We start from the raw sequence: 13,829 nt of genomic DNA on the forward strand, positions 1-13,829 counted from the left end.
TCAATCATTAGAATGGTTGTTTATTTAACCAATGACCACCGTCAAGAGCAATACATTCTCCGTTCAAGTAGCGGGCTTGATCTGACACCATCCACGCTGCAAGCGTTGCGATCTCTTCCGGTGTACCGAATCGACCGAGCGGGACGTTGCGACGAATTCGTTCCGCGTGTTCCGGTGATAAAGCGAGTTTGTCAGCACCACCTGTCCGTTCGATCGGGCCAGGACTGATCGCGTTGACACGGGCTTGATATTTATAGCCCCATTCGACGGCAAGCGTCCGCGTCAAGTTCAGGACACCGGCTTTCGCAGCAGCACTCGGAGCGACACCAGCGCCGGCCTGCCACGCATAAGACGCAACGATGTTGACGATCTGTCCGCCAACGACTTGATCTTCCTGCCATCCTTTGACAAGAGCGTGACAGCAGTTGAATGTCCCGTTGAGGACGATATCGATGACCGTCTTCCATCCATTTGGTGATAACTCGTCGGTCGGACAGATGAAGTTCCCGGCAGCATTGTTGATCAATGCCTCGAGACGACCAAACCGTTCGCGTGCTTGATTGACAGCAGCCAGACAAGCGTCAGCATCACGGACATCCATCTGAATCGTCAGATGTTCACCTTGAATCTGACCCAATGCTTCATCCATGAGTCGCAAGCGTTCCGCGTCGCGTCCTGTAACAACGACGTTCCAGCCGGCTTCCTTTAAGGCGAGCGCCATCGCTTTCCCCATTCCGTTCGTTCCACCCGTCACCATGATCGTTTGTGTCATATTGCTTCCTCCTTTATGTAATGAATGAACAGCCATTCATATTCTTTATTCAAAAAAGAAGGAGCGAACTCCTTCTTTTTCTGACTTATTGTGTTGCAAGAGCCGTATCTGTTAAGACAGGAACGACTTGTTTCTTACGTGAAACGACACCTTCGAGGTAAACAAGGTTGTTCGTCGCTTCAAGACCGTAAGCACGTTCGACGAGATTCGCTTCTTTCCCGAGGACGAGTCCAACAGAGTTGTTCGTCAAGATATCCGTGACGATGAAGACGAACAGATCAAGTCCTTTTGCAAGGATAACTTCGTTGATCGCTGTTTCGAGTTCTTCTTGGCGAAGCAAGACTTCAGCTGTATCGACCGTGTTGACTTGAGCGATTTCGACTTTGAGTGTTCCCATCGTGAATTCTTTTGCATCAAGTGAGATCAATTCAGGAACGGATTTTTTCGAGAGATCAGCTCCAGCTTTGAGCATCTCAAGACCGTAGACGTTCGCATCGACACCAGCGATTTCTGCGAGTTCACGTGCTGCGATGATATCTTGCTCCGTGCAAGTCGGCGATTTGAACAGGAGCGAGTCAGAAATGATCGCTGATAACATCAACCCAGCGATTTCTGGTTTGATTGCAACACCATGCTCTTTGTAGAGCTTGTTAAGGATCGTTGCTGTACAGCCGACCGGTTCTGCCCGGTAGTAAACAGGATCCGATGTCTCAAAGTTTGCGATCCGGTGATGGTCGATGACTTCCGTTACCGTAACAGCGTCGATATCGTTCGCACTTTGTTGACGTTCGTTGTGGTCGACTAAAATGACGTGTGACGCTTCTGTCGCGACTTCTGTCACTAAACGTGGTGCTGTCACTTTGAACGTATCGAGTGCGAATAACGTTTCATCATTCATTTCACCGAGGCGGATGGCTTCGGCATTGACACCGAGTGCTTTCTTTAATTCTGCATAAGCGATTGCCGATGTGATTGTATCGGTATCAGGATTTTTGTGACCAAATACTAAAACTTTTTCCATGACGTGTTCACTCCTCAATGATTGTTGTCTCGCCCTATAGTGTATCATATCTCGGATTTAGAAAGCGTTCATTTTCACCATGATACCAGCGATTTTTTCACTCCAGAAGGGGTCTGACGCGTAAAAGACGTTCATGCCTTTTTGTTTGTTTCCAAGGTACGCCCCACGGAAATAACGTCCATCCCGATCGAGATAATCCTTTGCGATGAATCGACCGGTTTGCTCGATTGAGTCCGTCAAGGATTTATAGACGGTCGCATCCTCTCCCGGCGCGGAATCGGTCGCATTGACGCCGAACAAGTTATTTTTCTCGCGGGCAATCTCAGACCGTCCATAATCGGATTCGTGAATCGCATGTGCAAGCAGATAGGCCGCGTTGACACGGTATTTCTTTTCAACGGACTTAAAGACTTTTCCTTTACCGATCAAGGGGCTGTCCGGTGCTTGCTCCTTGATGAACGCATCGAGTTGTTTGGCACTGAGACGCGTCGGTTTCGTCAAATCACGCGTTAATGTCTTCGATTCGACATATTTGCTCGTCCGAGGAGTTGTTTTCGTCGCTTCGCCGGCAACGATCAGTCCACCAAGTCCGCTGTCCGCGACGATATAGTGAAGGAGTCGATCGCCCTTCGTCTGATAATACGATGCATTCGAGACACGTTCTGTCGGGAACGGACGTAAGCGGTCCGTTGGGACATGCCCCGTCACGCCGGCGATGCTGACACGACTCGTCTGTTCACCGAACTCAAGTAACTGGACACGTGTGCCGGAAGCGACGTACGTGAGCCGTTTCTTTAACTCAGGGTCACGATGAATCGATAGAATACCACGATCGTCGACGATTCCAGTACCTGGTCCACCGAGGTAGACGTAGCGGTCGTCCGATGAACGTTTCACCGCACCACGCTGACCCGCATATTCCTTCGCCTCGGCGAACGTCTGGAACTCTTGCTCGTTGATTTTACCTTTCTCATAGCGCTCAGCCGAATAAGGCGCTGGTGGGGTTAAGACGGTCTTCGGTTCCTCGCGGAGCCAAAAGAACAAGAGAACTCCGATGAGGAAGAAAAAAAGTAATCCTTTTATCGAACCGGTCCGGCGCACGGGGCGACCGGGGCGGATAGTGCGTGTCGTCAAAGTAAATCACGTCCTTTAAAAAGCAATGGACATTCCTGTCCAAGGTAGGTAGTCTAACAAAGAAAAACAAAAGGGGGTGAACCTGTTGCAAATCGGTTATCGCACGCTGAAGACAGCGGTTGCTGCTGCGCTCGCGATGTGGATCGCAGAACAGCTCAAGCTCGACTATTACGTCTTCGCTGCCATCATCGCCATCTTGAGCATCCAGTCGACACGAAAGAAGACGTTCCGGTCTTCTTACGAACGCATCATGGCATCATTACTTGCCATCGTGCTCGGATTCATTCTATTCGAGGTCATCGGCTATCGTCCGGTGACGTTATTGATCTATTTCATTTTATTCCTTCCATCCGTTCAACGCCTCCGACTTCAGGACGGTTTCATCACGAGTGTCGTCATTCTGACACATTTGTATACGGAACGTCAGCTCAACGCGCACATCTTATTGAACGAATCCTTATTGCTTGGCATTGGTGTTGGTGTCGGATTACTTGTCAACATGTACATGCCAAGTCTCGATTTATTGATTGACGACCGACGAGAAAAGATTGATCAACGGATCGCCGCCTTATTTTTTGAAGTCGCGGCTGCGATTGAAACAGGGCGGGTCAATCATCATGCGTTGACGCTTGACGAGACAGAACGTCTGTTACGTGAAGGGAAAGATGCCGCCTTAAAACGAATGGGAAACGCGATCGGTCGTCGGAACGATGATGAAGATTATGCCTACTTCCGGATGCGCGAACAACAATTCGAGTTACTGCGCGGTATCGTCCATCATGCCGAGGAACTCGTCCTCGTCGTCGAAGAAGGAAAAAAAGTCGCCGACTTCTTTCGGACGATTGGTGACAATGTCCGACCTGAAGCCGACGCAATGGTGTACATTTCAGAACTAGAGGCATTATTGACACGTTTTCGTGCCTCTGCCTTACCCGTCACGCGGGAGGAGTTCGAGGTCCGCTCTGCCTTACTGCATATGCTACAAGAAGCGGAGCAATATTTACGTTTAAAACAACGATACGTCAATCAAAAGAAATAAAACATCGTCGAAGCGAACGTACCGATCAGGAAGATTGCTAAAATCCCGATCGTCGTCCATTTGATGATGCGTTGTTGTTTCGATGGTTTTGCCATATCCACTACTCCTCTCTTACATCAACTGATTACTGCCATTGTACAAACAACCTTTCAGAAGTGCAAATGACGATGGGGATGGTATACTAAAAAAGCGCTAGTGGATTGAAACATATTAGGAGGAGGGTTTTGTCATGGTCAATGAGCAACGCGTATTAGATACGTTTTTAGAACTTGTCCAGATCGATTCGGAATCAAAAGAGGAGGCACGCATTTGTGCCCATTTGAAAAAAACGTTCGAGGATCTCGGATGTGATGTGTTCGAGGATGACGCTTCATCCAAGACGGAACATAAAGGAAACAATTTAATCGTCACGCTTCCGGCAACAAAAGACGGCGTCGATAAAATTTATTTCACTTCCCATATGGATACGGTATTCCCGGGTCAAGGCATTAAACCGATCATCGAGGACGGTTACGTCAAGACGGACGGCACAACGATTCTTGGGGCAGATGATAAAACAGGTCTCGCATCTCTAATCGAACTCGTGCATGTATTGAATGAAACGAAACAACCTCACGGGAAAATTCAGTTCATCATCACAGTCGGTGAAGAATCTGGACTCGTCGGTGCGATGGTGCTTGATCCATCAAAAATCGATGCCGATTACGGTTTTGCACTCGATTCAGATGGAAAAGTCGGAGACATCATCACGGCTGCCCCAACGCAAGCAAAAGTCAATGCGAAGATTTTCGGGAAAACAGCGCATGCTGGTGTCGCACCGGAAAAAGGTGTCTCGGCGATTACGATTGCGTCGAAAGCGATCGCGAAAATGCCGCTCGGTCGGATTGATGAAGAGACGACAGCGAACATCGGACGGTTCAGCGGTGGCGGTCCATCAACGAACATCGTTTGTGATTATGTCGAAATCTTCGCGGAAGCACGGTCACTCGTCGCTCCGAAGATGGAAGCACAGACAGAGAAGATGAAAGCGGCGTTTGAAGAAGCGGCAGCAGAGCTTGGTGGTCGTGCTGAAGTTGAAGTCAAAGTCATGTACCCAGGATTCAAGTTCGAGGATGGAGATCAAGTCGTCGAAGTCGCGAAAGCAGCGATCACACAACTCGGACGCACGCCACGCCTCTTACATTCTGGTGGTGGATCAGATGCCAACGTCATTGCTGGTTTTGGTATTCCAACGGTCAACTTGGCTGTCGGATATGAAGATATCCACACGACGAATGAGAAGATGCCGATCGAAGAACTCGTCAAAACAGCGGAACTTTGCGTGACGCTAGTTGATTACATTACGAACAAATAAGCTGATGAAACACAAAAAAGAGTGTACCGCAACATTGCGGTACACTCTTTATCATTGTACGATTAAACTACTTGAGGACGATCAACATATTCCATAGACTCTAGAACGAGTTCTTCGGTACATAATAAGGTCGAAGCGATTTCATCGATTTGAATCGACTTTCCGTATTTTTGCCGATAACTCTCGTTCAGTTTGCGGGCTTCCCGGACGATGCGGGCATAGGTCCGTTCAATCTTAGTCATGGAAAAAACCACCTTCCAAATCTGAATAGGTACAGTTTACCATGCTTCAACAGAAGAAAGGTGTATTTTGTGTATAAAAAATGCTAATTTTACGAAAAGGGGAAAAAGATGGAATTTTATTTTTTAGGGACAGGAGCCGGTATGCCGTCGAAACAACGAAACGTCACATCGATTGCCTTGTTACACCCCAAAATGACCTGGTTGTTCGATTGTGGAGAGGCGACACAACATCAAATCTTACACAGTCCGATCAAACCACGGAAAGTCAACGCGATCTTCATCACCCATTTACACGGGGATCATATCTTTGGGTTACCAGGATTCATTAGTACAAGAGCAGCGCTGGAAGGCACGACACCGCTAACGATCTATGGACCGACCGGGATCAAAGAATGGATGGACGCGACATTACGCATCACAGGAACATATCTACGCTATCCACTCCGGATCGTTGAAGTCGAAGACGGTCAAACCTATGACCAGGATGGATTCCGCGTGACGGCGCGGTCGCTTGAACATCGCTTCCCGGCGTTCGGGTACCGACTAGAAGGACCAGAAGAGCGGGGTGCCTTGCGTGTGGATGCACTGAAGGCACTAGGCGTTCCTTCCGGTCCGATCTATCGCCGAATCACACTGGAAGAAACCTTTGAATTCGAAGGCACGGTCTATTCATCGTCCGATTTTTTAGAATCACCCAAACCGGGTGTCAAACTAGCCGTTCTTGGCGATACGATGCCGTGCGCGGCCTCGGTCGAACTGGCACGAGACGTCGATGTATTAGTCCATGAAGCAACGTTTGCCGATCGAGAAGTCGAACATGCGGGACGCTTCGGTCACTCGACCGCTCGACAGGCAGCTGTCATTGCAGAAACGGCACAAGCGAAAAAGCTTCTATTGACGCACGTTTCCGCTCGTTATGTCGATCAAGAGGAAGTACTGGAACAAGAGGCGCGAGAAGTATTCGCGAACAGCCATCTCATGTTTGATCACCGGGTCGTCCCGGTCAAAGGATAGACGATGGACTTTCTCATTCTATGGGCACTCTTTTTACTGGCTGCTAGCGGATTAGGATTTTTACTCGAACGTCGGACGGAAAAAGAAAAATACTTGTACATGAAGTTCATTTTTTATGCATGTCTCGGGGCCGTGTCGTTTCCAGTCTATGATATTCAGTTACCGCTCGGCATCATCATTTTCCTGATCGTCCTGCACCCGAAAAAGAACTCGCGTTATAAACGGTACATGGCACTCTTTGGATTCCTATTCTTCCTGTTCCAACTCTTTCTCGGTCCGTTTGATGCTGGGATGTTGCGGGAAGAAACACAACAGATTGGTCGCGTGACGATCACGGATGACTCATTCGACAATTTCCTTTCTCAAATCGAACGACGTGTCGGTGAAGAGGGACTGCGGATGGAACAAAGTCAGTTGATGTTCGATCGGGGCGGAAATCTCCGGAACGCCTCGTTTGAGATGCTCGTCGAAACACCGAAACGCTTCATTCGTTACGATGTCAGTTACCAGGAGCTGACAGGAACGATTTCCTATCGACCACGTGAAGAGTTGACGACAAAATCGTTGACGTCGTATTACCAGAAACTGATTGATGCGAATCAATCGTTTGAGACGTTGCGAAAGCTTTCGATTCATGAAATCTTACATGATTCCAAAACACCCTATGTCGAGATGGATCTCGATGGGCTCTATGAAACGTTTAGTCTGCAGGATGCGACGGTCTTCTTGATTGATGACGAAGGAAAACTGATTCCGTACGTCAATACAGGGGACGATGTCTTAGCGAATGCGGTCCGTCTGACCTATTACCGTTCTGACGGTCAATCCTTACGCGATAAAACTATTCTGTTATATAATTACAGCTTTGAGACATCAAGGCGAAAAGGAGTCGTACGATGAAAAAATGGTTATTTGCTGCAAGTATCGTGTTACTTGCCGGTTGCGCGGAAGCAAAAGAGGAACAACAAACAGCGTCTTGTGAGGCGGAAGTCAAGGTATCGGTCGTGGATCACGTCAAGGATAAAACGTTATTTAATAAAGACGTATGCTTGAACGAAAAAGATACAGCACTTGATGCACTTGAAGATACGACGCTCGATGTCGTCAAAACAGGCAAAGGTGAGATGGCATATGTCACGGCAGTCGATGGGATTCGAGAGAAATCAGCTGGAGCAGGTAGTGGCTGGGTCTTCGGAGTCAACGGCAAACCAGGCGAAGTCGGTGCTGGAAGTTATGAACTGAAAAAAGGAGATCGTCTCGAATGGCGATTTGAAAAAGATGCAATGGCTTATTTTGAGTAAACCAGAACGGGAGCGACTTCACCCAGTGAACGTCGCTCTCTTTTTCATCGGGATGATTACGATCCCGTTCGTCCTCACACATGATCAATCAGTGATCGTCGTCTATCATCTGCTCTTGTTTTTATTCGTTCAAGAACGGACTGTGTTTCGCTATTTAGTCCTCCCGGCTCTTTATGCCGTCATGATGTGTGTCCCGCTTCTTTATGGTGCAAGCATCGACACAGTAGCGATTTATGAAACGACGGTCCAAGTGACGCTATTCATCACGTCGAGTCAATGGATTTTTACGTTGGTTCGACTCGATCAGATGGGACCGTTGTTTCGTTTCTTACCTCGACTGACACGATTGACGGGTATGGTGCTGGCGCTGATTCCGTCTTTCTTACGCACTTGGCCCGAAGTCAAGATGAGTCATCCGGATACGTCGCTTGCTGTTCGACTGGAGCGGATGGCCGCCTATCATATCGTACCGATCGAAGCGGTGCCGTCTCGCTTAAGACCGATCACGCGACGTGATGTTCAGATAGGTTTATTGCTTGCGGCAGGACTGGTTTTTTGTCTGACACCATGGGCAATCATTTCGGCGATGATTTTGCCTATAGCGCTATTATTTACAAAAGGGGGAATCCGGGATGCCTATCATGTATACCGACACCGATCGCGAAGAGCGACTACGTCAACAGGCGGGCGAACATGAACAACCGGTCTTGACACCCGAGCGGTTGCTTCATGGACGTGTCCGAGATCTTCTGGCGACGGGTTCCTTGTTTCGGGCAGGAGAACTCGCGACTTTGCTTGGGCTAGAAGCTTTTTTTGAAGCGGAGTCCAGTGAGCTCTCATCCGGAGAACAACAGCTTGTCGGTCTCGGTCATGCGTTGTCTTCGTCACCAAATACCCTGTTCTTGTCGGAACCGTTTCTCTTTCTTGATCATGTCAGGCGGAAACGATTAATGGGATTGCTTGAAGAAATCGAACGACGGTTTGGTTGTCAGATCCATTGCTCGATGACGATACAATCCGACTTGTCGATCACGAGTCGCGCCACTGAACTGACAGGTCGTATCCTGAATCGGATCGAAAACGTCCAACACCGTTATCCGTTACAGACACGCTATGCACTCGTGACAGAAAAATTGTTGTTTCACCAAGGTGAACGCATTGCGATCGTCGGTGCGAATGGTAGTGGGAAATCGACGTTACTACGACTCGCGCTCGGTGTCGAGCGACCGCTATACGGAAAAGTCCGGCGGTCGGGGGAGACGCATTATGTACCAGCGCATCCGATGCTTGCGCCATTAGACGATCGAAGTGGTAGTTTTACGACGCAAAAAAAACGTCTCTTGGACGGTATCGATTGGAGTAAAGACAGCTATTACTTTGATGAACCGACGGCTGGACTTGATGACAGCACACGAATGGCTTTCGTCGCATCGTGGAAGCAGAATCCGACGAATCTGATCGTCATGGCGACGCATGATCCAGTTCTCATTCGGGCAGCACAGCGGATCATTTATCTCGTGCACGGAGAAGTTGCTTTCGATGGACCGACGAAGCATTTTTTACAAGAAAGTCGGTTGTTCGTATGATCGTCGCAACGGTTCTAATCGTTTGTCTGTTTTTAGTCATGTTCGAGAGACTTCAGATGACGGATCAACGATTACGGTTCATCGCCATCATCACGGCAGCGGCAATCGTCGGACGATTGTTGTTCTCTAGTTTGCCGAACGTCCAGCCGGCAACGGCACTCGTCTTATTATTAGCCGTATTCATCCATCCGATCGTCGGAGCTATTTCTGGGATGCTTGTCGTTGTGTTAACGAGCTTATTTCTCGGAAGCGGTCCGTTCGTCCTCTTTCAGGCGCTGGCGTATGCAACGATTGCCAGTTTAGGATTCGTTCCGTTTCTTCGTTACCGGATCGTATTGACTGGATATGGATTTCTAGCTGGTTTCTTATACGGATGGGTGAGCAATCTCGGGTTCTTGGTATTGACCGGATTCTCGTGGCAAGCTTTTTTGACACTGCTTGTAGCCGGGGGAACGTTTGATATGCTTCACGGATTCAGTAACGCGATATTCATTTGGATATTGTTTCCGATTTTTTTACGAATTATGCATTCATTCGATGAAAAGAGGGGTACAGAATAGTAACATACCGAACAGGAGGGAAGGCATATGCTGGGATCGTCGATTTCGCTTGCTTATGTCGTCATGTTGCTCATCGTTTCGAGTGTCGGCTTAGTGTTTGGCAGTATTCTGTTGATGAAAGGTACGATTAGAGGACGTTACGCTGCTTGTTACTTACTTGCTGCCGCCATCTTCCCAAGCGCCATGCTCATTACCTCATCAGAAGGATTACTTTGGCAACATTTACGATTCGAGAGTTCATGGTTCCTCGCGATTGTCTCCTGGTTACTCGTCTTATCGACGGGCTACATCGTCTCGATCACGGGTGCGCTCGTCATTCGTTATCTGTATCACTATACGACGACGTTCGATCGCGTCAAACGTTATGCGACGCGGCGTTTTCGTCATCATGAGGCATAATTACAAAAACGGAAGAACCAGCTATCTGGTCCTTCCGTTTTTTTATGAATTCGCGTACAGGAGTTCTTCTTCTGTCGATGATTCTTGTTGGCGAGCAGGATCTTGAATTCGACCTGTCACTTCGGTCAGGAGACGGCGTGGCAAGAGACGAGACAAGGAAACCATGGCGCGGTTGCTTGCACCTGGAACAACGACGCGGCGTCCTTTGAGCATGCCACGGTACCCGGCGAAGGCGACGAGGTGTGACGGCATACTCTTGAATGGTAGCGTGATGTTCGCCCGGTCGAAGAAGTTCGTATCGGTCGGTCCTGGACAGAGACAAGTCACACTGACACCCGAGCCGTCGACTTCTGTCGCAAGTGCTTCTGAGAACGACAGGACATAGGCTTTCGTTGCATAGTAGACACTCATGTATGGTCCTGGCATGAAGGCAGCGACCGACGCGACATTCAAGATGCGTCCAAAGCCACGTTCGACCATTCCCGGTAAGAGACGTTTCGTCAAATCCGTCAAGGCGACGACGTTGACCTGGATCGAGTTAATGTCTTCTGTTGGATCGATTTCCGCAAAGCGTCCCGACGTGGCGAAGCCGGCATTATTGAACAATAGATCGACTGTCAATTCTTGTTCCTCTAAGTATTGCACGAGACGATCAACGCTGTCGCTTAGCGATAAATCAGCAGCGAATACATAGACTTTGATCTGATAGCGTTTTTCAAGGACCTGTTGAAGCTCCTTCAATTTCTTCTCATTGCGGGCAACGAGTACACAATCGAAGCCATCTCGCGCCGCGAGGACAGCGAGATCTAGTCCGATTCCACCCGATGCACCGGTAATCAGTGCCGTTTTTCGTAACATAGGACATTCCTCCATTCGAAATCGTGAATCTGAGTCTAGTGTATACCATTCCATACCGTTCCCGCGAATCCTGTTTCGTAAGCATTTACTTTTCTTATCACTGGTTCAACCAGTATGATAGAACAGTAGAGGGGAAGTGGAACGAATGAGGAAAAAAGTAACCGTCGCCTTGTTGCTCGCGACGTTTTTAGCCGCGATCGAGGGGACGATCGTTGCAACAGCAACACCTGTCATGGCGAGTGAATTGAACGGGGCGAAATTAGTCAGTTGGATCTTTGCTGGATTCTTGTTGTTCATGGCGGTATCAACACCGATTTACGGAAAGATGGCAGATTTATATGGTCGAAAACGGGTTCTGTTATTCGGGATCGGCGTCTTCACCGTCGCTTCGTTAGCCTGTGGACTCGCTCAATCGATGGAGATGTTGATCGTTTTCCGCGCCGTCCAAGGAATCGGGGCAGGAGCTGTATTGCCGATCGCGATGACGATCATTGGGGATTTGTATACATATGAGGAGCGGGGGAAAATCCAAGGAGTGCTCAGCGCTGTCTGGGGAATCTCAGGTGTCGCTGGACCACTTGTCGGTGGATTCCTCGTCGAATCGCTTTCGTGGCGGTATATTTTCTTACTAAACGTACCGTTTGCGTTATTGTCGTTCTTCATGATCGTCGTTTACTACAAAGAGACGGTCCGTGAAACGGAACGGAAAATCGATTACCGGGGTGCGTTATTGTTTGCGCTCGGGATGAGTGCGTTTCTTTACGGCTTATTATCGGGCAGTGAGTCGGAGACGTTCTTGCGTCCGATCATTCTAGCCAGCTTTTTCATTAGTTTCGTTTTATTGTTCACGTTCTATCGTGTCGAGAAAAAGGCGAGCGATCCACTCTTACCACCAGCAGTCATTCGCCATCCGGTCATTCTCGTGATCAACTTAGCGGTCTTCTTTTCCGCCTGGGTGCTCGTCTCGATGTCAGCGTATATTCCGATTTTTGCCCAAGGGGTACTCGGCAAGAGTCCGACCGAAGCTGGTTTCATGTTGATGCCACTGTCGCTTTTTTGGACGCTGACCGCCATTATCGGTGGACGGACGATTGGTGTCGCCTCACCCCGGTATCGGACGATGACAGGAATGGGACTGCTGATCGTCGGTACAGTGATTTTATCGTTGATCACGCGCGAATCAAGTGATGTTTTCATCTATCTTGCCGTTTCGCTGATCGGAATTGGTTTTGGTCTCTCACAACCCGTCTTCATGGTCGTCCTGCAGACTTCCGTCGATTGGTCACTTCGTGGCTCAGCGACGGCCGTCAACTCGTTCTTGAGTACGACGGGACAGACGCTCGGTGTTGCGATCTTCGGTACGATCTTCAACCTATCCATCCTTCGTTCGTTTTCAGCGTCGGACACGCTCTCAGGGTACGCGATTGATCCATTTTTCCAATCGAGTACGGCAAAAACGTTCGGACAGGATGTGCAGTATGCGGCAGAAATCGCGTTATCACATGGATTACGTTACGTCTTCATCGGTGGCGTTCTTTGTGCGATTCTTGCGTTCGCGATGACATGGCGTTTACCGAAAGTTCGACCTGACGATCCACGATCGTAATGAAAAAGCGAACCAGGATGATGATCATCCTGGTTCGCTTTTGTCATTAAGAAGATTGACTAGTGGCACTCTCACGCCGGGCGAGTTGTTCGCGAATATCGCGTTCGTTGCGTCGGAGGAACAATCCGATTCCGATCAATAGTAAAGCGGCACCGGTGATTTGAATCCATGTCAGCTTCTCATCGAACAGATAGTATCCGAAGATCATCCCCCAAACCGCTTCGCCAAGGATCGTGATGCTGACGATGCTGGCACTGACACGAGCGAGCGCCCAGTTGAATAAATTGTGACCGAGTAACGTCGGGAAGACGGCAAGAAGAATATACAGCCACCAATCTTGTTGGAACGCAGCAACGAGATTCGTTGATTGAATCAATGATAACAAAAGTAAGACGAGCGACGCGACAGCGTAGACACCGAACGAATAGAGGTTCGTCGAGACGCTTGTGCGGACGTGTTGACCGAGCAACCAGTAACCAGCGACTAAAATCGTTGCGAGCAAGGCAAGACCGTCCCCGATCAAGGCGCGCATGCCGACAGCGATATCTCCATAAGCGACGAGACCGCCACCAAATAAGGCGACAGCGACGAACAGGAGTGCTTTGCGCGACGGGTGTTGTTTGAAGAATAACGCGTTACCGGCCAGGACAAAAATCGGACTCGCGGTCACGAAGAGCGTCGAGCTCGCAACTGTCGTATAATCAAGAGAGAGGAACCACAGCCAAAAATGCCCGGCGAGCAAAATGCCACTTAATAGCATATGCCGGATCGTCGACGAACTGAGTTGCAACAGTTCCTTCAATCGAATGAGTGGGAGCAACAACAAGGTCGAAAACAACATGCGGTAAAAGGCGACAGCCTCGATCGGTGTCTCCGCCCACTTGACGAAGATTGCCGATGTTGAAATAAAGAATAAAGCCATGAATAACGTAAAATAGGGCAT

General features: G+C 48.9%; 16 protein-coding genes. 10 read left to right on the plus strand and 6 right to left on the minus strand.

The window, feature by feature from the left end; all coding sequences use genetic code 11:
* Window positions 1–7 precede the first annotated feature (7 nt).
* The 3 genes from fadH to KNQ08_RS01510 form a co-directional block, all read right to left on the minus strand.
* The gene (gene fadH, locus KNQ08_RS01500) at window positions 8–772 is read right to left on the minus strand and encodes a 2,4-dienoyl-CoA reductase (RefSeq protein WP_035398246.1); all 765 of its coding nucleotides are present in this window, start codon (window positions 770–772) and stop codon (window positions 8–10) included.
* Between the two features lie 85 nt (window positions 773–857).
* Window positions 858–1,793, minus strand: coding sequence for a manganese-dependent inorganic pyrophosphatase (locus tag KNQ08_RS01505; RefSeq protein WP_029341137.1), 936 nt, complete (start codon window positions 1,791–1,793; stop codon window positions 858–860).
* A 57-nt stretch (window positions 1,794–1,850) separates the two neighbouring features.
* Window positions 1,851–2,927: an N-acetylglucosaminidase gene (locus KNQ08_RS01510; protein ID WP_149426987.1), complete on the minus strand. Its 1,077-nt coding sequence runs from the start codon at window positions 2,925–2,927 to the stop codon at window positions 1,851–1,853.
* A 76-nt stretch (window positions 2,928–3,003) separates the two neighbouring features.
* Between KNQ08_RS01510 and KNQ08_RS01515 the strand changes: the two genes are divergently transcribed.
* On the plus strand, window positions 3,004–3,966 hold the full coding sequence (locus KNQ08_RS01515) for an aromatic acid exporter family protein (protein WP_235147627.1): 963 nt from the start codon (window positions 3,004–3,006) through the stop codon (window positions 3,964–3,966).
* 229 nt (window positions 3,967–4,195) lie between these two features.
* Window positions 4,196–5,320 (plus strand): M20/M25/M40 family metallo-hydrolase, encoded by a 1,125-nt coding sequence (locus tag KNQ08_RS01520; protein ID WP_214804436.1) that lies wholly within the window; start codon window positions 4,196–4,198, stop codon window positions 5,318–5,320.
* Window positions 5,321–5,382: 62 nt separating this feature from the next.
* Here the strand turns inward: KNQ08_RS01520 and KNQ08_RS01525 are convergent, their stop codons facing one another.
* Entirely contained in the window at window positions 5,383–5,562 is a 180-nt protein-coding gene (locus tag KNQ08_RS01525; protein WP_023467629.1) for a hypothetical protein, read from the minus strand.
* Window positions 5,563–5,670: 108 nt separating this feature from the next.
* Between KNQ08_RS01525 and rnz the strand changes: the two genes are divergently transcribed.
* The 7 genes from rnz to KNQ08_RS01560 are packed head-to-tail and all read left to right on the plus strand — an operon-like array spanning window position 5,671 to window position 10,422.
* Window positions 5,671–6,576, plus strand: a complete 906-nt coding sequence (gene rnz, locus KNQ08_RS01530) for a ribonuclease Z (RefSeq protein ID WP_149426989.1) — start codon at window positions 5,671–5,673, stop codon at window positions 6,574–6,576.
* A gap of 3 nt (window positions 6,577–6,579) precedes the next feature.
* Entirely contained in the window at window positions 6,580–7,476 is an 897-nt protein-coding gene (locus KNQ08_RS01535; RefSeq protein WP_058265134.1) for a hypothetical protein, read from the plus strand.
* Entirely contained in the window at window positions 7,473–7,877 is a 405-nt protein-coding gene (locus tag KNQ08_RS01540; protein WP_087679903.1) for a DUF4430 domain-containing protein, read from the plus strand. The genes KNQ08_RS01535 and KNQ08_RS01540 overlap by 4 nt, the downstream gene beginning before the upstream one ends.
* Window positions 7,855–8,574 (plus strand): hypothetical protein, encoded by a 720-nt coding sequence (locus KNQ08_RS01545; protein ID WP_149426990.1) that lies wholly within the window; start codon window positions 7,855–7,857, stop codon window positions 8,572–8,574. The genes KNQ08_RS01540 and KNQ08_RS01545 overlap by 23 nt, the downstream gene beginning before the upstream one ends.
* The gene (locus KNQ08_RS01550) at window positions 8,510–9,463 is read left to right on the plus strand and encodes an ATP-binding cassette domain-containing protein (protein ID WP_251133597.1); all 954 of its coding nucleotides are present in this window, start codon (window positions 8,510–8,512) and stop codon (window positions 9,461–9,463) included. Before KNQ08_RS01545 ends, KNQ08_RS01550 begins: the two co-directional genes overlap by 65 nt.
* Entirely contained in the window at window positions 9,460–10,023 is a 564-nt protein-coding gene (locus KNQ08_RS01555; protein WP_050678517.1) for a hypothetical protein, read from the plus strand. Before KNQ08_RS01550 ends, KNQ08_RS01555 begins: the two co-directional genes overlap by 4 nt.
* 27 nt (window positions 10,024–10,050) lie before the next feature.
* The gene (locus KNQ08_RS01560) at window positions 10,051–10,422 is read left to right on the plus strand and encodes a hypothetical protein (protein ID WP_149426991.1); all 372 of its coding nucleotides are present in this window, start codon (window positions 10,051–10,053) and stop codon (window positions 10,420–10,422) included.
* A gap of 42 nt (window positions 10,423–10,464) precedes the next feature.
* Here the strand turns inward: KNQ08_RS01560 and KNQ08_RS01565 are convergent, their stop codons facing one another.
* Window positions 10,465–11,280: an SDR family NAD(P)-dependent oxidoreductase gene (locus KNQ08_RS01565; RefSeq protein WP_023467637.1), complete on the minus strand. Its 816-nt coding sequence runs from the start codon at window positions 11,278–11,280 to the stop codon at window positions 10,465–10,467.
* Between the two features lie 145 nt (window positions 11,281–11,425).
* Between KNQ08_RS01565 and KNQ08_RS01570 the strand changes: the two genes are divergently transcribed.
* Window positions 11,426–12,886 (plus strand): MDR family MFS transporter, encoded by a 1,461-nt coding sequence (locus KNQ08_RS01570; RefSeq protein ID WP_058712922.1) that lies wholly within the window; start codon window positions 11,426–11,428, stop codon window positions 12,884–12,886.
* Window positions 12,887–12,932: 46 nt separating this feature from the next.
* Here KNQ08_RS01570 and KNQ08_RS01575 read toward each other — a convergent pair whose 3' ends face one another.
* A complete protein-coding gene (locus tag KNQ08_RS01575; RefSeq protein WP_149426992.1) occupies window positions 12,933–13,829 on the minus strand; it encodes a DMT family transporter in 897 nt (298 codons plus the stop codon).

The organism is Exiguobacterium sp. s46 (assembly GCF_018618875.1).
GTDB classification, from domain to species: Bacteria; Bacillota; Bacilli; order Exiguobacteriales; family Exiguobacteriaceae; genus Exiguobacterium_A; species Exiguobacterium_A abrahamii.

Excerpts from the sequence above, each read along its gene's own strand:
- KNQ08_RS01535 (WP_058265134.1), top strand. The coding sequence starts at position 6,580 with ATGGACTTTCTCATTCTATGGGCACTCTTTTTACTGGCTGCTAGCGGA.
- KNQ08_RS01555 (WP_050678517.1), top strand. The coding sequence starts at position 9,460 with ATGATCGTCGCAACGGTTCTAATCGTTTGTCTGTTTTTAGTCATGTTC.
- KNQ08_RS01570 (WP_058712922.1), top strand. The coding sequence starts at position 11,426 with ATGAGGAAAAAAGTAACCGTCGCCTTGTTGCTCGCGACGTTTTTAGCC.
- rnz (WP_149426989.1), top strand. The coding sequence starts at position 5,671 with ATGGAATTTTATTTTTTAGGGACAGGAGCCGGTATGCCGTCGAAACAA.
- KNQ08_RS01560 (WP_149426991.1), top strand. The coding sequence starts at position 10,051 with ATGCTGGGATCGTCGATTTCGCTTGCTTATGTCGTCATGTTGCTCATC.
- KNQ08_RS01550 (WP_251133597.1), top strand. The coding sequence starts at position 8,510 with ATGCCTATCATGTATACCGACACCGATCGCGAAGAGCGACTACGTCAA.
- KNQ08_RS01565 (WP_023467637.1), bottom strand. The coding sequence starts at position 11,280 with ATGTTACGAAAAACGGCACTGATTACCGGTGCATCGGGTGGAATCGGA.
- KNQ08_RS01540 (WP_087679903.1), top strand. The coding sequence starts at position 7,473 with ATGAAAAAATGGTTATTTGCTGCAAGTATCGTGTTACTTGCCGGTTGC.
- KNQ08_RS01505 (WP_029341137.1), bottom strand. The coding sequence starts at position 1,793 with ATGGAAAAAGTTTTAGTATTTGGTCACAAAAATCCTGATACCGATACA.
- KNQ08_RS01525 (WP_023467629.1), bottom strand. The coding sequence starts at position 5,562 with ATGACTAAGATTGAACGGACCTATGCCCGCATCGTCCGGGAAGCCCGC.
- fadH (WP_035398246.1), bottom strand. The coding sequence starts at position 772 with ATGACACAAACGATCATGGTGACGGGTGGAACGAACGGAATGGGGAAA.
- KNQ08_RS01520 (WP_214804436.1), top strand. The coding sequence starts at position 4,196 with ATGGTCAATGAGCAACGCGTATTAGATACGTTTTTAGAACTTGTCCAG.
- KNQ08_RS01575 (WP_149426992.1), bottom strand. The coding sequence starts at position 13,829 with ATGCCCTATTTTACGTTATTCATGGCTTTATTCTTTATTTCAACATCG.
- KNQ08_RS01545 (WP_149426990.1), top strand. The coding sequence starts at position 7,855 with ATGCAATGGCTTATTTTGAGTAAACCAGAACGGGAGCGACTTCACCCA.